This window comes from Actinophytocola sp. (genome assembly GCF_045807065.1).
Taxonomy (GTDB): domain Bacteria; phylum Actinomycetota; class Actinomycetes; order Mycobacteriales; family Pseudonocardiaceae; genus Actinophytocola.
The window spans coordinates 1-17650 of sequence record NZ_JBJMIE010000190.1 but is presented as its reverse complement, the minus strand read 5'-3'; the positions used below and the strand labels follow the sequence as shown (position 1 = coordinate 17650).

The following is a 17650-nucleotide window of genomic DNA, read 5'->3' as shown; positions in this document are numbered from 1 at the left end:
CCGTTCTTCTGATCCAATCCGCGAGGAGGAGTGTTTTGCCATAGCCGGCCGGCGCGCACAGGAGAGTCACCGGGAATTCCGCGTTCAGCTCGCTCAGCCGGCGACGCGGCCCGTCCCGGTCGACGAGCGTGGCCGGCACCCGGGGAGCTGTCGTCTTGGCACGTGGGAAAGGCCATTGTCGATCAGCGCGGTTGTCGTCGGCGTGGCGCATGCGATCGACATTACGGCGGTTTCTTTCTCTTTCCAAGAGATATTCGTTCCTTTCCGCCGTTTCGAAAATCTGTTTTCCACACCGTCGGTCGACGTGTGCAAACAGCCTCCGCATCGGAAAGTGCGACTCCGCTGTCAGGAAGTGGACGCGGTCTCGTTCTCCAGCAGTCCGCGTTCGATGGCGACCGCCACGGCGTCCCGTCGCCTGGTCACCCCGAGCTTCGCGTAGATGGCCCGCACGTGGGTTTTGACCGTGTTCGCGGAGATGGTCAGGTCCTCGGCGATCTCGTCGAACGACCGCAGCGTCGGCAACAGGCGCAGCACCGCGCGTTCGCGGGAGGTGAGCGGCACACTCGGTGGCACCCGCAGCGCGCGGCGCAGGGCGAACACCTGCTGGACGAACGCCTCGGTGCCCTTGCCGAGCTTGCCCAGCCGGCTCGTCAGCAGGTCGGTGACCTCGGGCGCGGCGAAGACGACCGGGTAGAACACCTCGAGGCGCTGCGCGATCGACAGCGCCATCCGCAGCGACCGACGCGCGTGGGTGTCGTTGCCGGCGCTCAGCGCGACCTCGCTGTCCAACAGCCACGCCTCGATCACCGACCAGGGCAGTATCGCGGGTGCCAGACCGTCGAGCACCGACTGGATGGCCTTGCCGGCCGCTTCCCGCCGACCGAGGGACAGCTGGGCCCGGGCGCGCATCAGGTGCACCTCGGCCGACTCCGGGATGACCATCTGTGCCCACCGCAGTGCCTCGCCCGCGGCCCGGCTGCGCCCGAGCAGTGTCGCGGTGCGGTGCTCCAGCACGGCGCACAACGCGCACTGTTCGGCGGTGAACCGCGTGTTCCCGGTGGCGAGCCGCGCCGCGGTGATGCGCTGGGCGCCCGCGCCGCGGTCGCTCAGCTCGAACTCGGCCGCGCCGCGCAGCGTCTCGACGGACAGGCTCATCCCGAGCATCGTGGCCGGGTCACCCTGGTCGACCAGCGGTGCCGCACGCCGCGCGTGGTGGAGGCAGCCGGCCAGGTCGGCACGCAGGAACGCGCCGTAGCCGAGCAGCAGGTTCGCCTGCGCCGCCTCGGCCGTCCGGCACCAGCCGCGCCGCGCGTTCTCGTTGTCGGCGGTCGTGGCCAGCGTCACCATCAACGAGAAGTTGCCCTCGGCGGCGGCGAGCCAGGCGAGCGTGGTCAGGCTCTGCACCGCAACGTAACCCTGGCCCTGGTCCCGGGCCAGCTGGTAGGCGGCGGCCACCATCTTCCTGGCCGCGGGGCGAGACCCGACGGCGAGCAGCGTGGTGCCGCGCTGCAGCAGCGCGGCCGCCTCGAACTGCGCCGGCTCGGCCCGGACGTCCTCGGTGACCCGGACGAGTCCTTCGATGTCGCCGGTGAACTGGGCGAGGCGCACGCGGACGAGCCCTCGCAGCGCCACCAGGTCAGCGCTCGGCTCGGCCGGCCAGGCGGCCGTGGCGTGGGTGAGGTCGCGTTCCGCGCTGGCCGGGTTGCCCTGCTCGAGGTGCAGCATCGCGGACACGAGCGCCAGCAGGCCGTCCCCGACGATCGCGCGGGCGCCGAGGACGTCGAGCACCGTGCGGACCAGCTCGTGGTGACCGTCCAGGACGAGGCCGACGGCGAAGCGGTGCAGCAGCTCGGTGATGCGGGCGGCGTCCCTGCTCTCGCCGGAGTGGCGCAGGGCCGGCACGGGCTGGTCGTGGTCGGCGAACCAGTCGGCGGCCACGCGGTGCAGGTGTGCGGCGCGGTCGGGTGCCTGCCGCACGAGGTCGGCGAGCAGGTAGGAGCGGAGCAGGGCGTGCACGCGGTAGCCGTGGCCCGCACCGTCGACCCGGTGGACCAGTGACGTGCGTTCGGCGATCGTCTCGAGCAGCGCGCCGGCGTCACCCCGCCCGGACAGCCGCGTCGCGAGCTCGGTGGACACCTGCTCGCAGATGCTGATGGCGCGCAGGAACGCACGCATGTCCGCCGGCAGCCGGGAGAGCACCTCGTCGACCAGGTAGTCCGACACCGCCCGGTCGTTGGCGGCGAAGTCGGCGGGCAGCCGCTCGGACCGGCCCACGTCGGACAGGGACAGTGTCGCGAGGCGCAGGCCCGCCGCCCAGCCCTCGGTCTGCTCGACGAGCATGCGGACCTCGTTCGGGCCGAGCTCGATGCCCGACGCGTCGAGCAGCTGACGCGTCTCCCCGACGGAGAACCGGAGGGCGTCGGCCCCGATCTCGACCAGCTCGTCGGCGAGCCGCAGCCGCGCCAGCGGCAGGTGGGCCTCGTGCCGGGTCGACAGGATGAGCCGCAGGTTCACGGGCTGGTGCCGCAGCAGGAACTTCAGTCCCCACACCGGTTTCGGGTTGGTGACCTCGTGCACGTCGTCGAGGATGAGGACGGCCGGGGCCGGCAGGTCGTCGAGCGCGTCCGCCACGTCGGCGAGGAAACCGTGGTCGGCGTACGGGTTCGGCGGCACCGCCAGGGACCGCAGCGGGTTGTCCCGCGGTACCGAGGAGGTCGCGCACAGGGCTTCGAGGAGCGCGGACCAGAAACGGCCGTCGTCGTTGTCGTCGGAGTCCAGCGCCACCCAGGCGATCTCGTCTCCGCCGCGGCTGCGCACCCAGTCGGCCAGCAGCACCGTCTTCCCGGCACCCGCCGGGGCGGTGATGAGCGTGACCAGTGAATCGCGGGCGTGGTCCAGCAGGTCCAGCAACCGAGGCCGGGTGACGAGTCGCGCGGGCGGCACCGGCACGTCGAGCTTGGGGCTCGGCACCCTATGTCGGTGGTACCCTGACTCATCGGGCATGTTGCCTCCCCAGTGAAGTCACCTGGAGATCTACATTCGCATCGACCAACACTCTCAGCAAAGAGTTGGCCGACTTCTCATCACCAGCGGGTGATGGTGTGTTCGTCCGTGCGAGTGACGGCGGAACGTCCACTCGGGGGGTGCCGCCTCCGCGCCCGCTCACGTTCCCTCATCGGGTTTCTCGTGCCGGCGGGCCTTCGTGCGCGGGACGCTCCCGATCATCGCGTCGACCCACCGGGCACGCGGGTCGGAGTCGACCAGCAGGGCCTTGACCAGCAGGGACAACGGCACGGCCAGGACCGCGCCGATCGGCCCGAGGACCCAGCTCCACAGGATGAGCGACAGGAACGTCACCGTGGACGACAGGCCGACCGCGTCGCCGACGAACCGCGGCTGCACCACCGACTGCAGCACGAAGTTCAACACGCCGTACAGCACGACCACGGCCAGCAGCCGTCCCCAACCGCCTTCCAGCAGACCGAGCACCGCGGGCGGCAGCAGGCCGATGACGAAGCCGACGTTGGGGATGTAGTTGGTCAGGAACGCGAGCAGACCCCACAACACGGCGAGCGGGATGCCCATGACCAACAGCCCGACCGTGTCGAGCGCCGCCACGACCAACCCGAACACCGTGCTGACGACGAGGTAGCGGCGGGTGTTGTGGACGAAGCCCGCGAACGCCTCGACCATTCCCGGGCGGTCCGCGACGATCCGCGCCCGGCGGGCGTCGACGGTGGCGGCCTCGAAGCTCAGGAACAGCAGCAGCGACAACAGGAAGACCAGGTTGCTGGCCAGTGACGTCGCCGTGCCGAGCACCGACTCGAGGAGGCGGGCGAGCCGGTCGAGGTCGAGGCCGTCCGCGGCCTGCCGGACCTGGTCGGGACCGACGTGGAAGCGGGACAGCGTCGAGGTGAGGCCGCCGACGAGGTCGTCGGCGCGCCCGGCGTAGGTGGGCAGCAGCGACGCGAGCCTCGCCACGGACACCACCATCACCAGGACCACGATCGCGATCGTCGCGTAGACCAGCAGGACCAGTGCGGTGGTGGCGAGCCAGTTCGGCACGCCCTTGCGGCGCAGCCACCGGGGTAGCGGGCTCGCCGCGATGACCACCACCATCGCGAGGAACACGGGGGCGAGCAGCCACGCCGCCGAGCGCAGCCCCGCGATGACCACGGTCGCCGCGGCCCCGGCGCCGAGGAGTACGACCGCGCGCGGCAGTCCCGCCCCGGTCGGGACGGGCTCGGTCGGGACGGGCTCGGTCGGGACAGGCTCGGGCGGGACAGGCTCGGGCGGGACGGGCTCGGGCGGGACGGGCTCGGCCGGGCGATGCGGTCGCCGCCGGGCCGGCCGGAGTCGGATCGCCCCGTGCGGGTGGATCACGGCCGGGGGAGGGGCACGTCGGCCGGCCGGATCCGCCGAGGGGGCCGGCAGTCCAGTGCCGCGTCGAGGGTCAGTGCCGCGTCGATCAGCGACAGGTGCGTGAACGCCTGCGGGAAGTTGCCGACCTGCTCCCCGGTCAGGGCGATCTCCTCCGAGTACAGGCCGGCGTGGTTGGCGTAGGTGAGCATCTTCTCGAACGTGTGCCTGGCCTCGTCGTACCGGCCCGCCCTGGCCAGCGCGTCGACGAAGGCGAAGGTGCACAGCGAGAAGGTGCCCTCCTGGCCACGCAGGCCGTCCGGCGACGCGGCCGGGTCGTAGCGGTAGACCAGGCTGTCGGTGACCAGCTCCGAGCCCATCGCCGCGAGGGTGGTGAGCCAGCGCGGGTCGCGGGGTCCGATGAACCCGACCACGGGCATCCTCAGCAGGGCCGAGTCGAGCACGTCGGTGTGGTAGTGCTGGACGAACGCCTGCCGCTTCGCGTTCCAGCCCAGTTCCATGATCTGCTCGTAGATGCGGTCGCGTTCGCGTTTCCAGGCCCGGTGCGTCGCCGGCCTGCCGTAGTCCCGTGCCATGCGGATGCCGCGGTCGAGCGCCACCCAGCTCATCAACCGCCCGTAGGTGAAGCGCTGCCGGCCGCCGCGGGTCTCCCAGATCCCTTCCTCCGGTTGGTCCCAGTGCTCGGCGAGCCAGTCGAGCACCTCCCGCACCGCCGTCCAGCCGCGGTGGGGGATGTGCAGCCCGGCCCTGCCCGCGATGAACAGGCTGTCCAGCGCCTCGCCGTAGATGTCGAGCTGGAGCTGTCCGGCCGCGCCGTTGCCGACCCGGACCGGCCGGGAGCCCCGGTAGCCCGACCAGTGGTCGAGGATCTCCTCCGTGAGCTCCGTCGTGCCGTCGACGCGGTACATGATGTTGAGCGGTCCGCCTTCGCCGCCGGCCCCTTCGCGGATCCGGTCACCCAACCAGGTGCCGAACCGCTCGGCCTCGTCCACGAGTCCGAGGCGCAGCAACGCGTACACGGAGAACGACGCGTCCCGCACCCAGGTGTACCGGTAGTCCCAGTTGCGCTCGCCGCCCACCTGCTCGGGCAGGCCCATGGTGGGCGCCGCGACCAGGCCGCCGGTCGGGGCGTAGGTCATCAGCTTCAGCGTGATCGCCGACCGTTCGACGGTCTCCCGCCACCGGCCGGTGTAGGCGGACCGGGCCAGCCAGGACCGCCAGAACCAGACCGTGTCCTCGAACAGCGCCTGGAACTCGGCGACCCGGATCTCCCGCGGCGGTCCCTGCGCGGCGGACTCGAGCACCACGCCGCGCATCTGACCGGCGGCCAGCCGCAGCGTGAGGTGCACGTCGCCGTGGCTGACGCGGGTCGTGGCGAGCCGGTCGTCGTCCGGTTCCCGCACCGGGTGCAGGGTCAGCGTGAGCGGGTCCGTCGAGAAGACGGCGCCGTGCTCGGTCAGCTCGATCCGGTGTGGCCGGCGCCCGTAGTCGAAGCGGGGGGCCACCTCGACCTCGAACGTGATCTCGCCACGCGCGCACCGCAACATCCGCGCGATGCGGTGGTTGTCGGTGGCCGTCCGGTCGAGCGGGGGCATGAAGTCGACCACCTCACCGACACCGGCGTCGGTGAAGTACCGGGTGATCAGAATCGCGGTGTCCGGGTGGTACATCTGTCTGCTGCGGTAGGCGCCGGCCGGGCGCACCCGGAACCGCCCGCCGTGCTCGTCGTCGAGCAGGGCGCCGAACACGCTCGGCGAGTCGAACCGCGGGCAGCAGAACCAGTCGACCGAACCGTCCGTGGTGACCAGTGCGGCCGTCTGCAGGTCCCCGATCATCCCGTGGTCGGCGATGGCGGTCTCGTTCATGGCTTCTCCGGGCTGTCGAGGGCCGATTTGCGCCGACGGCCTCGCTCGATGGCGGTCAGGATGACCCGCAGCGCGACGCCGAGGACGAGCAGGTTGCCGACCATCTGCCCGGTGACGAGGGCGCGGGCGGTCTGGGTGAGCGGGGTGATGTCGCCGAAGCCGACGGTGGTGAGGACCGTGACGCCGAAGTACAGCGCGTCGGTTCGCGTCAGCGGCTCGGTGAAGCTCCCCGGGTGCTCGAGCGCGAGAAGGTAGTAGACGTTGGCGAACACCAGCAGGTACAGCGGCACGGCGAGCGCGAGCGCCTCGATGCCCTGCAGGGTGGGGTAGTTCGCACGCAGGATCAGGCGTGTCTGCCAGACGATCACCGCGACCACCAGGCACAGCTCGCTGATGAGCAGGACGAGGCCCCACCCCAGCAGGCGCCGGTCCACCGGCAGCAGGTAGTACACCACCACCAGCGCGGTCGTGGTGAGCAGCGGGCGGGCGACGGCCAGGACGACGGTTCGGCGACGTGCGGCGGGCGGTTCACCGTCCGGGGGCGGTGGCGACACGACCGACATAGATGGCCTCCCGCAGCTGGGCGTGGTCGCGCTCGGTCTGGTCGGCGTACACGGCCGCGAACGCGCCGATCGCCGTGTCGAACGCGTCGCCGGACCCCAGGTACGCGGCGATCGCGACGTCGTCGCCCGTGCGTGCGTGGGCGCGGGCCAGCGTCCACGCGCACAGCCGGCCGTAGGCGCGCATCGTACGGGGGTCCATCGACTCGACGCGGGCGCTGCGCTTCCAGTCCCGGAGCTGGCGCAGGTAGAAGTCGCGGGTGCGGCCGTCGAACCCGGTCACGCGGACCCAGCCGAGGAAGATGTCGCTCACGGTCTGCATGAGCCGCTGCCCGATCACCACGCGCCGCCCGGCGTTGCCGTACCGGCTCCGGTCGGCGAACTGCTCGAGCACCGACGGGCCGGCCTCCTTCGCCTGCAGGAACAGCGGGTCCCGCTCGTCCTTGCCGAGCAGCAGGAGCATCCAGCACCGGGTGCCCACGCTGCCCACCCCGACGACCTTGTGCGCGAGGTCCACCAACCGGTAGCGGTCCAGCAGCGTCCGCCGCTCCGGTTCGAGGGTGGTCCGGTAGCCGGCCAGGAGCGAGCCGAGCCACCCCCGCAGCTCCGCGCTGTCACCCGTCAGGTTCTCGAGCGGCAGGACGAAGGGCGGGTCGGGGGCGATCCGCACCTCGCCGTCCCGTGCCTCGGTGAAGTCGTGCAACGCGGTGAGGTGGTCCCTCGTCCGCGCCTTGGCCGCGTTCCGGGCGAGGTCACGCCGGCCCTTCGGGCGCAGGCGGTCCCCGTACGTCGCGCGCACCAGGTCCACGTCGGCCCTGGCATGCCAGACGGCCAGCGCGGTGCGGCCGGCGAACTCACGCATCGCCCGCCGGTACTCGGCGGTGGCGGTGACCACCACCTCGCGGCACTGGCGTGTCGTGAACCCGTTGTCCCGGCTCGCGACCTCCAGGCTCGCGGCGAGGCGCTTGACGTCCCACTCCCACGGGCCGGGCAGCGTCTCGTCGAAGTCGTCGATGTCGAAGACCAGCCTGCGCTCGGGGGAGGCGAACATGCCGAAGTTCATCAGGTGGGCGTCTCCGCAGGTCTGCACCGTCAGGCCGGTGCGCGGTGTGGTCGCGAGATCGCTCGCCATCGGCATCGCCGCGCCCCGGAAGTAGGCGAACGGGGTGGCCGCCATCCGCTCGTAGCGGATCGGGAGCAGCTCCGGCACCCGGGCGGCGTCCTGTTCGACCAGCAGGTCCACCGGCGAGGGCCGGTCCGGGTCCCGGACGAACTCGGCGTGGCTGGACCTCGGAGCCACGGAGCGGGCCGCCCTCCCGACGGCGGCCCGCTCCTCGCGGGTGTGGACCGGGGGGACGGTCTCCACCAGGCCATCTGGTGTCATCAGCACCATGTGCGCATCATGACCACGGCCCGGCTCGCCGGTCGTCACCCGCACGGGGTGAGACCAGGCATCATCCCGTTCAGGTGACGACGCCACCCCGCGCGGCGGCAAGCCTCTCCCGTGGAGGCGATGCCCTGTGAGCGACTCGAGCACGACACACCCGTCGCTGTCGCGGCGCGCCGGTGCCGCCGTGGCACTGGTCGCGCTCGGCGGTGCGGTCACCGTCATCGTGGTGACCCTGGTGCGCGACCCGGTCGAGCTGGCGGTCGCCCTGCTGTTGCTCGCGCTCGCCGTGGCGGCGGGCTGGGCGGCCGCGGTGGGGCGTGGGCCGCGGCGGGCGCTGGCCGCGGCCGGTGCCTTTGCCGCGCTCCTCGGCGTCGTCGCACTGCCCGACGTGCGGACCCTCGTGGTGTCGGCGGTCCTGGTCGGACTGATGTCGCTCGCCTCGCTCACGGCCCGAGCGGCGCTCGGCGCCGGCCTCGGCGTCGGGCCCGCCACCCGCCCGGTCGGCCCCGCGAGACGCGGTGTCCTGTTGATGAACCCCCGCTCCGGCGGCGGCAAGGTGGCGTTGTTCGACCTCGTGAACGAGGCCAGCAGGCGCGGCATCACCCCGGTGCTCCTCGGCCCGGACGACGACCTGCGCACGCTCGCCGAGCAGGCGGCCGAGGACGGCGACGTCATCGGGATGGCCGGGGGAGACGGGTCCCAGGCCCTGGTCGCGGATGTGGCGCGCCGCCACGGCATCCCGTTCGTCTGCGTGCCGGCGGGCACCCGCAACCACTTCGCCCTCGACCTCGGCCTGGACCGCGACGACGTGGTGGCCGCGCTCGACGCGTTCGGCGACGCGGCGGAACGCGTGGTCGACCTGGCCGTGGTCGGCGACCGGGTGTTCGTCAACAACGCCTCGCTCGGGGTGTACGCCGCGGTCGTGCGGTCGCCGGGCTACCGCGACGCCAAGGTCACGACGGTGGCCGACAAGCTGCCGGAGCTGCTCGGTCCCGACGCCGACCGGTTCGACCTGCGGTTCCCCTGGCCCGCCGGGGCCGACCGGCGACCGGCGGACCTCGTGCTCGTCTCCAACGGCGACTACCGGCTCGACCGGCTCAGCGGCTTCGGCACCAGGGGCCGGCTCGACGGCGGGCACCTCGGGATCGTCGCGGTCACCGTGGACCGGGCACGGGACCTGCCCGCGCTGATCGCGGCGGAGATCAGCGGTCAGCTCGCCCTGTTCCCCGGCTACCGCGCCTGGCGGTCGAGGGAGTTCGTGGTCGACTCCGGACAGCTCCTCATCGACGTCGGGGTGGACGGCGAGGCGCTGCGACTGCGGCCACCGCTGCGCTTCCGTTCGCTGCCGGGTGCCCTGCGCGTCCGGGTGCCGCTCGGCGCGCACGGGCGGGCGCCGTCGCCGCGGCTGCGCCGGTCCGTCGGCGCCCTGTTCCGCGTCCTCGCCGGAATCCCGGCGAGCCGACCCACCAGAGGAGAAGGCAATGGGTGAACACGCCGTACAAGAACGCCCCAGGCAGACGTTCTGGAGCGGCTGGATCCGCTTCGGCGGCGCCATGATGATCATGGTCGGCAGCTTCAGCCTCATCGAGGGGCTCATCGCACTGTTCCAGAACGAGTACTACCTCACGACCGCGCAGGGGGTCCTGCTGCTGGACCTCACCGGGTGGGGGTGGCTCCACCTGTCCATGGGCGTGGTGGCGATCCTCATCGGGCTCGGCCTGTTCCGCGGCGCCACGTGGGCCCGCATCGCCGGCGTGGTGTTCGCGTGCCTCAACGTGGTCGCCCAGCTGGCGTTCATGGCGGCGTACCCGCTCTGGGCGACGGTCGTGATCACCGTCGACATCCTGGTCATCTGGGCACTGATCGTCCACGGCGGGGAGACGGACCAGGATTGGTGAGTCCCGGCACGGTGTGCACGGCCGCCGCCGCGCGGTCCACCGCGCGGGTCGCGGGTGGACGGTGGCGGCCGTAGCACAGGGCGAGTGCGATGCCGAGCCCCGAGACGACCGTCATCAGCAGGGCGGTGCGGACGACGCCGTTCGCCACCGCCTCCGCCGACGCGGTGCCGGCCGTCTCGGTGCCGTACAGCGTGGCGGTCGCGGCGACCAGCAGTGCCGCGCCGATGTAGCGCGCCATGTTCGAGATGCCGGAGGCGGCCCCGACCTCGTGCGCCGGCACCGAGGCGGTCGCCGCGGCCGAGGCGCAGCCGTTGGCGAAGCCCATGCCCACCGCCACCGTGGCCAGCGGCGCCACGATCAGCCCGTAGCCCCACGACTCGGTCAGGAACAGCAGCGCGGCGAACCCCGCGGTGGTGACCACGAACCCCACCGCGACGACCGTCCGCGACCCGAGCTTCGTCGCGAGTGGACTGACGAACGGGGTCACGAGCACCAGCCCGGCGCACGCCGGCAGCGTGGCGAGCCCGGCCTCCAGCGGGCTCATGCCGAGGCCGGCCGGGTCCTGGAAGTACAGGCTCAGCACGTACATCAGGCCGTTGATCGCGCCGGCGACGATCAGGATCACCAGCGTCGCGCCGACGAGGACCTTGTTGCGCAGCAACCGCAGATCCACCAGGGGAACCCGCACCCGCCGCTCGACGACGACGAACCCGGCGCACGCGAGGGCCGAGACGGCGAGGCACGTGAGCGTGGCCGCCGACCCCCAGCCCCAGTCCGCGCCCTTGCTCAGCGCGAGGACGAACGGCACCAGCACGGCGGCGACGAGCACCGTGCCCGCGAGGTCGATGGAGCGGGGACGGTCCGGGTCACGGGACTCCTCGACCGTGGCCAGGGTCAGCGGGACGCAGGCCGCGGCGATCGCGGCGTCGATCCAGAACAGCCCCTGCCAGCCGGTGGAGCCGACGAGCGCGCCACCGACCAGTGGCCCCGCGGCGGCGCCGACGGCGGACGCGGCGCCCCACAGCGAGACGGCACGCAGCTGCGCCGGGCCGGCGGAGGCGACCGAGAGCAGGCTCAGCCCGCAGGCCAGCAGCGTCGAACCGGCGGCGCCCTGGATCGCGCGCCCCGCGATCACCCCCGCGCCACTGTCCACCAGCGCGATCAACACGCACGAGGCGACGAACAGCAGCAGCGCGCCGACGAACACCCGCCGCCGGCCGGCGATGTCGCCGAGCACCCCGCCGGTCACGATCACCGCCGCGCCGACGAGGGAGTAGCCGGTCACCGCCCACTGCAGGGTCGAGGTGCCGACGCCGACGTCCGCGCTGATCGCGGGCAGCAGGATGCTGACGGCCGAGGTGTTCGCGTTGACGACGAGGGTGGACACGCACGTCGCCGCGAGGACACCGGCCGCGACGTGGGTGGTGGAACTGCCGGGCTCAGCGTTCATCGCACGACTGTCGACGCTGGTGGCGAGAACGGCCTCATCCGGCCCGGATGACGTGCGCCGGCGAGACCCGAGCTCGTCGGCACCGGATCCGGGCGCCGCGATCGGGTCGCCGTCCCAGGTTCGTGTCCCGGCGTCGGTGGTGGGGAACGGCCGGGCGACGTTCGCCGCGCCCGGCCGCGCCCGAGTTCACCAGCGGCGGGTGAGGCCGCCTCGCGCCCGGCTGCCACAGGATCGCCATCCCAGGCCTCGTGTGCCGACGTCGGCACACGACGGGGCCCGGAACGGGAGGTAGTCCTCATGAGCGACCTTTCCGCGGATCGACGAGCCGGCCCGGCATCGCCCGCCGGCTCGGTCCCGATCCCCAAACAGCAATGGATCTCCTGGCTCGCACTGGCCTTCCTGACCACGGGGTCGGTCGCGAGCCTGCGGTCGGCGCCGACGATGGCCGTCTACGGGCTGGCGTGCGTGTTCCTCTACGCCGTGCCCGCCATCCTGTTCCTGGTGCCCCAGTCGCTCGTCGCGGCCGAGCTCGCGTCGGGCTGGTCCGGCGGTGTCTACCGCTGGGTGTCGGAGGGCATGTCCGGGCGGATGGGCCTGCTCGCGGTCTGGTGCCAGTTCGCGATGACGATCTTCTACTACCCGACGCTGCTGGCCTATGTGGCGAGCACGCTCGCCTACGTGATCAACCCGGACCTCGCGTCGAACGGGGTGTGGACCGGGGCGATCATCGTGATCGTCTACTGGGCCGGTGTGTTCGTCTCCGCCAAGGGGGTCAAGGAGGTCGCCAAGCTCGCCTCCAGCGGGCTCGTGATCGGCACGCTGATCCCCGGCGTGATGCTCGTCGTGATGGGGATCGTCTACCTCGTCCAGGGCAACCCGTCCGCCGCGCCGATGGACGCCGGCCACCTGCTGCCGGCGTGGACCGGCATCGCGAGCCTGGTGCTGATCGTCAACAACTTCCTCGCCTACTCCGGCATGGAGATGAACGCGGTGCACGTCTCCCAGCTGAAGAACCCGGGCAAGGAGTTCCCCCGCGCGATGTTCCTCGCCGTCGGCCTCGTGCTGCTGATCTTCATCCTGCCCGCGCTCGCGGTCGCCTGGGTCGTGCCGGCCGACGGGGTCAGCCTCACCGCCGGCATCATGCAGGCGTTCAACGAGTTCCTCGCCCACTTCGGACTGTCGTTCCTCGTGCCGCTCGTGGCGCTCGCGCTCGTCTGCGCGGCGACCGGGGGAATGCTCGGCTGGCTGGCCGGACCGTCCAAGGGCCTGCTGCTGATCGGCCGGCAGCAGGGTTACCTGCCGCCGTTCTTCCAGAAGGTCAACAAGCAGGGCATCCAGGTCAACATCCTCGTGACGCAGGGCGCGGTCACGACGGTGATCGCGCTGCTCTACGCGTTCGTCCCGGACGTGTCGAGCGCGTACTGGATCCTCTCGGTGATGACGACCCAGGTCTACCTGGTCGTGTACGTGCTGATGTTCGTCGCCGCGGTCCGGTTGCGGCGCACCAGGCCCGACCACCCGAGGGGGTACCGGGCGCCGGCGCTGCCCCTGCTCTGCGCCGTGGGCCTGCTCGCCTCCGTCGCGGCGTTCGCGATCGGCTTCGTGCCGCCGTCGCAGTTCGCGGGCGGCAGCGCCGGGATGTACGCGTTGCTGATCACGGCGGGCGTCGTGATCATCGGTTTCCTGCCGCCCCTGCTGCTCTACCGGCTGCGCAAGCCCGGCTGGCGCACCGAACCGGAGACCACGGAGGTGCCGCGATGATCGTGATGTCGCGCAGGCGCCAGGGACATCGCCGGCTGGTCGTCGCCGCGATCATCGTGCTGGCCGTCGTCGGCGTGAACAGGCACCGGCACACCCAGCGCGACGCGGAGGTGCGGTCATGACCGCCGAACGGGGCTGGGCCCAGGCGCACCGCTGGGTGATCCTCGCCGTGCTCGTCGCACTCGCGATCGCCGGCATCGTGACCTACCGGTGGGCGCAGCGCAACGCCGAGGCGGACCGCAAGGCCGACCAACTCACCACCGAGCTGCGGGCGGCCGGTCTGCGGGTGCCGGCGAGCCACGACACGATCACGAACGTCCTGGGTGCCGACGGCGGCGTGATCTGCGCCGACCCCGCCTCGGCGATGCGCAAGGCGATCGTCGACACCCAGCTGGTCAACGGCGCCGCGTCCGTCGGCCAGCGCCCGATCATCGGTGAGGTCGACCTCGTGACCGGCACCGTGACCGTGCTGGAGGTGTACTGCCCGGACAAGGTCGACGCGTTCCGGGACATGGTCGCCGACTACCAGCTCGACACCGTCTCGAACAACTGAGAGGGGAAGGCATGTCCTCCGTCGACTCACTGCGCGGTGTCGTCGCCTCGCTCATGTCCCAGGCCCGCGCGGACCTCGCCGAGCTCGTCGCGATCCGGTCGGTCGCCAACCACGACGTCGAACCGCCGGAGGAGTGCGCGAAGGCAGCGCGCTGGCTGATCGACAGGTTCACCGAGGCCGGGTTGAGCGAGGTGACCGCGGCGCTGACACCGGACGGCAGCCGCTGCGTGCACGGTGTCGCACCCGGCCCGCCCGGCTCGCCGACGGTGCTGCTGTACTGCCACTACGACGTGCAGCCGCCACTCGACGAGAACGCCTGGGTCACCCCGGTCTGGGAGCTGACCGAGCGGGACGGCCGCTGGTACGGCCGGGGTGCCGCGGACTGCAAGGGCAACATCGTCGCGCACCTCACCGCCCTGCGGGCACTGGCCAAGCACGACGGCGGGTTCCCGTGCACGATCAAGCTCATCGCCGAGGGCTCGGAGGAACAGGGCACCGGCGGCCTCGAGGCGTTCGTGCCCGAGCACGCCGAGCTGCTCGCGGCGGACGCGATCCTGGTGGCCGACACCGGGAACTTCGCCGTCGGGGTCCCGACGCTCACCACGGCACTGCGCGGCATGACGACCGTCGACGTGCGGCTCGCCGCGCTGTCGAGCCCCATGCACTCGGGCATGTTCGGCGGCCCGGCGCCGGACCCGGTGGTCGGCATGGTCCAGCTGCTCGCCTCGCTGCACGACGAGCACGGGAACACGACGGTCGACGGTATCGACGCGACCGAGGTGTGGCAGGGCGTCGACTACCCGGACGACGCGTTCCGGGCGGACGCGAACGTGCTCGACGGGGTCGAGCTGATGGGCGACGGCACGGTCGCCGACCTGTTGTGGGCGCGGCCGTCGGCGACCGTGCTCGGCATGGACATCCCGTCCGTGACCGGCTCCGCCGCGGCCGTGCAGGCGATGGCCGCCGCACGCGTGAGCCTGCGCCTGCCGCCCGGCACCACCGCCCGGCAGGCGCAGGACGCGCTCGTCGAGCACCTCCGCAGGCGGGTGCCGTGGGGTCTGCGGTACCGGATCGACCGGGTCGCGGCCGGCGACCCGTTCATCGGCTCGCTCGACGGCCCGGCGTTCGAGGCGATGCGGTCGGCCATGGAGGACGCCTTCAAGCACCCGATGGCCACCGAGGGACAGGGCGGCTCGATCCCGCTCTGCACCGTGCTCGCCGATACGTTCCCGACCGCGGAGATCATGCTGCTCGGCGTCGAGGAGCCCAGGTGCCTCATCCACGCGCCGAACGAGAGCGTGGACCCGAGCGAGATCGAGCATCTCGCGCTCGCGGAGGCGTTGTTCCTCACCAGGTACGCCGCGAGCGGGGACACATGACCCCTCGGCGGTCCGCGTCCCGTGCCGAGGCGCCGTGACCGCCGAGTCGGGGGGCGAGGCCGACCTCGAGCTGCTACGCGCCGTTCTGCTCGAGGTCGGCCGGGCGTTGGCCCTCGCCGGCACCGCCGTCAGCGAGACCCAGGAGCGGCTGGCGCGGATCGCGACGGCCAACGGCGCGCGCCACGCGCGCGTCGTGGTGTTCCCGACCGCGTTGCTGATCGACGTCGACGGCGGGGGCGGGTCGACGGTCGAGGCGGTTCCGCAGCTGACCGGGTCGCTGCGCCTCGACCAGATCTCCGTGCTGTACAAGCTTGTCAAGCACGCGGAGCACGGCGAGCTGCCGCTGGCCGACGGTCTGCGCGCCCTACGCGCGATCCGCTCGATGCGTCCCCGCCACGGCCGGGTCGTCACCGTGCTCGGCCACACGGTGATGACCGTCGGACTGTGCCTGGTCCTGCAGCCCACGCTGTTCGACGCGGCCGTGGCCGCGGTCTTCGGCGCGCTCGTCGGCACCCTCATCCTGCTCGCGCGGGGCCACCACGTGCTGAGCGTGCTGATCCCGGTGCTGGCCACCACGATCGTCTCGGCGCTGACCTTCGTCGCGGTCAAGGAGGGCATCGTCGAACCGGGCCTGCGCACCATGATCGCGCCGCTCATCACGTTCCTGCCCGGCGGGATGCTCACCACCGCGACCGTGGAGCTGGCGTCCGGCGAGATGGTCGCGGGTGCGAGCCGGCTCGTCTCCGGCGGGATGCAGCTGCTGCTGCTCGCGTTCGGGATCGTCGCCGGCGTCGAGATCGCCGGCCTGCCCAGCGAGAACGTCCTCGACGACACCCAGACCAACCACCTGGGCTGGTGGGGGCCGTGGCTCGGCGTGGTCCTGTTCGGCACGGCGACCGCCGTCTACTTCTCCGCGCCGCGGGGCACCCTGCGCTGGCTGCTGCTCGTCCTGTTCGCCGCGTGGCTTGGCCAGCTCGCCGGTGACCGGCTGGTGGGACCGGGCGTCAGCGGCTTCTTCGGCGCGCTCGTGATGGCACCCGTCGCGCTGGCGGTCGCCGACCTGCCCGGCGGGCCGCCGTCGCAGGTGACGTTCCTGCCCGCGTTCTGGCTGCTGGTGCCCGGCGCGATCGGGCTCATCGGCGTCACCGAGGTCGTCGGCAACCCGGCGGCGGCCGGGCTCGAGGACCTGGTCGACCCGCTGGCCTCGATCGTGGCGATCGCGCTCGGCGTGCTCTGCGGCGTCTCGACGTACCGCGGGATCGCGGGTTCGCCGTGGCTGCGCCGCCGGTCTCACCAGCGGAGGGCGAGGCGGGCCGACCGTCGGATCCCGATGGTGGTCACGGCAGACACCAACGGACGGGAGAGCACGATGACGACTCTGACGGTCTGGAAGTTCGACAGCCCGACAGGCGCCGACGCGGCGATCAACACCCTGGAGATACTGGCCAAACAGGAGCTCATCACCATCCACGACGCGGCGACCGTGTCCTGGCCGCGCGGGGCGAAGAAGCCGAAGACCCGCCAGCTGCGCAACCTCACCGCGGGTGGGGCGATGAGCGGGATGTTCTGGGGCATGCTGTTCGGCCTGATCTTCCTGGTGCCGTTCCTCGGTGCGGCGGTCGGCGCGGCCGCGGGCGCGCTGTCCGGCTCACTGTCCGATGTGGGCATCGACGACCAGTTCATCAAGCGGGTGCGCGAGGAGATCTCACCGGGCACCTCCGCGCTGTTCCTCATGTCCGGCGACGCGGTGGTGGAGAAGGTGAAGTCCGCGATGGACGACGGCGGGCACGCGCCGGAGCTGCTGCGGTCGAACCTGACGACCGAACAGGAGGTGGCGCTGCGCGAGATGATGTCGAGCTGATCCTGCCCGGGACGGCTCTGGCCCGTTCACCGATGGGAGTCGAAGATGAGTGAAGCGCAAGCGGGCGGGGCGGTCCCCGCCGGCACGAGCACCACGAGCAGCAGGCCGTACAGCCGGGACATGGCCACCACCCGGTCGACCGGGTGGGCCGGGTGGATGTGGTTCGCCGCCATCATGCTGGTGATGGCCGGCGTGTTCAACGCGATGTACGGGCTCGTGGCCCTGTTCCAGGACACCTACTACGTGGTCGGTCCCCAGGGGCTGCTGGTGTTCGACCTGACCCGGTGGGGCTGGATCCTCCTCGTCACCGGGACGCTGGCGGTCGTCGCCGGCATGGCGTTGTTCACCGGCGCGCTGTGGGCGCGGATCATCGCCGTGGTGCTCGCGGCGGTCAACGCCCTCATCCAGATGGGGTTCATGCCGGCCTACCCGGTGTGGGCGCTCGTCGCCATCGCCGTGGACATCATCGTGATCTGGGCGGTGATCGTGCACGGTGGCGACATGAGGGAGGAGAGCTGGCGCTGACGGACCCCCCACAACCCCGCGGCGCCGT

15 protein-coding genes are annotated in these 17650 nt (G+C 72.0%); 8 read left to right on the top strand and 7 right to left on the bottom strand.

Features of this window, described 5'->3' with window-relative positions; translation table 11 throughout:
• The 6 genes from ACJ73U_RS11080 to ACJ73U_RS11055 all read right to left on the bottom strand — a co-directional run.
• On the bottom strand, positions 1-211 hold a 211-nt coding region (locus ACJ73U_RS11080; protein ID WP_407777480.1), incomplete at its 3' end, for a hypothetical protein.
• Between the two features lie 134 nt (positions 212-345).
• Positions 346-2970, bottom strand: a complete 2625-nt coding sequence (locus ACJ73U_RS11075) for a LuxR C-terminal-related transcriptional regulator (RefSeq protein WP_407777479.1) — start codon at positions 2968-2970, stop codon at positions 346-348.
• Between the two features lie 192 nt (positions 2971-3162).
• Positions 3163-4383 (bottom strand): AI-2E family transporter, encoded by a 1221-nt coding sequence (locus tag ACJ73U_RS11070; protein ID WP_407777478.1) that lies wholly within the window; start codon positions 4381-4383, stop codon positions 3163-3165.
• Positions 4380-6245, bottom strand: coding sequence for a glycoside hydrolase family 15 protein (locus tag ACJ73U_RS11065; RefSeq protein WP_407777477.1), 1866 nt, complete (start codon positions 6243-6245; stop codon positions 4380-4382). Before ACJ73U_RS11065 ends, ACJ73U_RS11070 begins: the two co-directional genes overlap by 4 nt.
• Positions 6242-6808: a potassium channel family protein gene (locus ACJ73U_RS11060; RefSeq protein ID WP_407777476.1), complete on the bottom strand. Its 567-nt coding sequence runs from the start codon at positions 6806-6808 to the stop codon at positions 6242-6244. The genes ACJ73U_RS11065 and ACJ73U_RS11060 overlap by 4 nt, the downstream gene beginning before the upstream one ends.
• On the bottom strand, positions 6774-8198 hold the full coding sequence (locus ACJ73U_RS11055) for a DUF2252 domain-containing protein (protein ID WP_407777475.1): 1425 nt from the start codon (positions 8196-8198) through the stop codon (positions 6774-6776). Before ACJ73U_RS11055 ends, ACJ73U_RS11060 begins: the two co-directional genes overlap by 35 nt.
• 127 nt (positions 8199-8325) lie before the next feature.
• On the opposite strand from ACJ73U_RS11055, the gene ACJ73U_RS11050 reads away from it, so the two are divergent.
• On the top strand, positions 8326-9684 hold the full coding sequence (locus ACJ73U_RS11050) for a diacylglycerol/lipid kinase family protein (RefSeq protein ID WP_407777474.1): 1359 nt from the start codon (positions 8326-8328) through the stop codon (positions 9682-9684).
• Positions 9677-10093, top strand: a complete 417-nt coding sequence (locus tag ACJ73U_RS11045) for a hypothetical protein (protein WP_407777473.1) — start codon at positions 9677-9679, stop codon at positions 10091-10093. The genes ACJ73U_RS11050 and ACJ73U_RS11045 overlap by 8 nt, the downstream gene beginning before the upstream one ends.
• On the opposite strand, the gene ACJ73U_RS11040 is transcribed toward ACJ73U_RS11045, so the two are convergent.
• Positions 10044-11543, bottom strand: a complete 1500-nt coding sequence (locus ACJ73U_RS11040) for an MFS transporter (RefSeq protein WP_407777472.1) — start codon at positions 11541-11543, stop codon at positions 10044-10046. The genes ACJ73U_RS11045 and ACJ73U_RS11040 overlap by 50 nt on opposite strands.
• Before the next feature lie 297 nt (positions 11544-11840).
• Between ACJ73U_RS11040 and ACJ73U_RS11035 the strand changes: the two genes are divergently transcribed.
• From ACJ73U_RS11035 to ACJ73U_RS11010, 6 genes are read left to right on the top strand one after another with little or no spacing between them, the layout of a single operon-like run.
• The gene (locus tag ACJ73U_RS11035; protein ID WP_407777471.1) at positions 11841-13304 is read left to right on the top strand and encodes an APC family permease; all 1464 of its coding nucleotides are present in this window, start codon (positions 11841-11843) and stop codon (positions 13302-13304) included.
• Entirely contained in the window at positions 13301-13426 is a 126-nt protein-coding gene (locus ACJ73U_RS11030) for a hypothetical protein (protein ID WP_407777470.1), read from the top strand. Before ACJ73U_RS11035 ends, ACJ73U_RS11030 begins: the two co-directional genes overlap by 4 nt.
• A complete protein-coding gene (locus ACJ73U_RS11025; RefSeq protein ID WP_407777469.1) occupies positions 13423-13857 on the top strand; it encodes a hypothetical protein in 435 nt (144 codons plus the stop codon). The genes ACJ73U_RS11030 and ACJ73U_RS11025 overlap by 4 nt, the downstream gene beginning before the upstream one ends.
• 11 nt (positions 13858-13868) lie before the next feature.
• Positions 13869-15236: a dipeptidase gene (locus ACJ73U_RS11020; protein WP_407777468.1), complete on the top strand. Its 1368-nt coding sequence runs from the start codon at positions 13869-13871 to the stop codon at positions 15234-15236.
• A 34-nt stretch (positions 15237-15270) separates the two neighbouring features.
• A complete protein-coding gene (locus ACJ73U_RS11015; protein ID WP_407777467.1) occupies positions 15271-17097 on the top strand; it encodes a threonine/serine exporter family protein in 1827 nt (608 codons plus the stop codon).
• Between the two features lie 45 nt (positions 17098-17142).
• Positions 17143-17622: a hypothetical protein gene (locus ACJ73U_RS11010; RefSeq protein ID WP_407777466.1), complete on the top strand. Its 480-nt coding sequence runs from the start codon at positions 17143-17145 to the stop codon at positions 17620-17622.
• The last annotated feature ends 28 nt before the right edge of the window (positions 17623-17650 follow it).

What these genes read in the sequence shown, in the direction of transcription:
- ACJ73U_RS11060 (WP_407777476.1), bottom strand. Translation starts at nt 6,808, where the DNA reads ATGTCGGTCGTGTCGCCACCGCCCCCGGACGGTGAACCGCCCGCCGCA.
- ACJ73U_RS11045 (WP_407777473.1), top strand. Translation starts at nt 9,677, where the DNA reads ATGGGTGAACACGCCGTACAAGAACGCCCCAGGCAGACGTTCTGGAGC.
- ACJ73U_RS11065 (WP_407777477.1), bottom strand. Translation starts at nt 6,245, where the DNA reads ATGAACGAGACCGCCATCGCCGACCACGGGATGATCGGGGACCTGCAG.
- ACJ73U_RS11040 (WP_407777472.1), bottom strand. Translation starts at nt 11,543, where the DNA reads ATGAACGCTGAGCCCGGCAGTTCCACCACCCACGTCGCGGCCGGTGTC.
- ACJ73U_RS11025 (WP_407777469.1), top strand. Translation starts at nt 13,423, where the DNA reads ATGACCGCCGAACGGGGCTGGGCCCAGGCGCACCGCTGGGTGATCCTC.
- ACJ73U_RS11010 (WP_407777466.1), top strand. Translation starts at nt 17,143, where the DNA reads ATGAGTGAAGCGCAAGCGGGCGGGGCGGTCCCCGCCGGCACGAGCACC.
- ACJ73U_RS11020 (WP_407777468.1), top strand. Translation starts at nt 13,869, where the DNA reads ATGTCCTCCGTCGACTCACTGCGCGGTGTCGTCGCCTCGCTCATGTCC.
- ACJ73U_RS11030 (WP_407777470.1), top strand. Translation starts at nt 13,301, where the DNA reads ATGATCGTGATGTCGCGCAGGCGCCAGGGACATCGCCGGCTGGTCGTC.
- ACJ73U_RS11035 (WP_407777471.1), top strand. Translation starts at nt 11,841, where the DNA reads ATGAGCGACCTTTCCGCGGATCGACGAGCCGGCCCGGCATCGCCCGCC.
- ACJ73U_RS11055 (WP_407777475.1), bottom strand. Translation starts at nt 8,198, where the DNA reads ATGGTGCTGATGACACCAGATGGCCTGGTGGAGACCGTCCCCCCGGTC.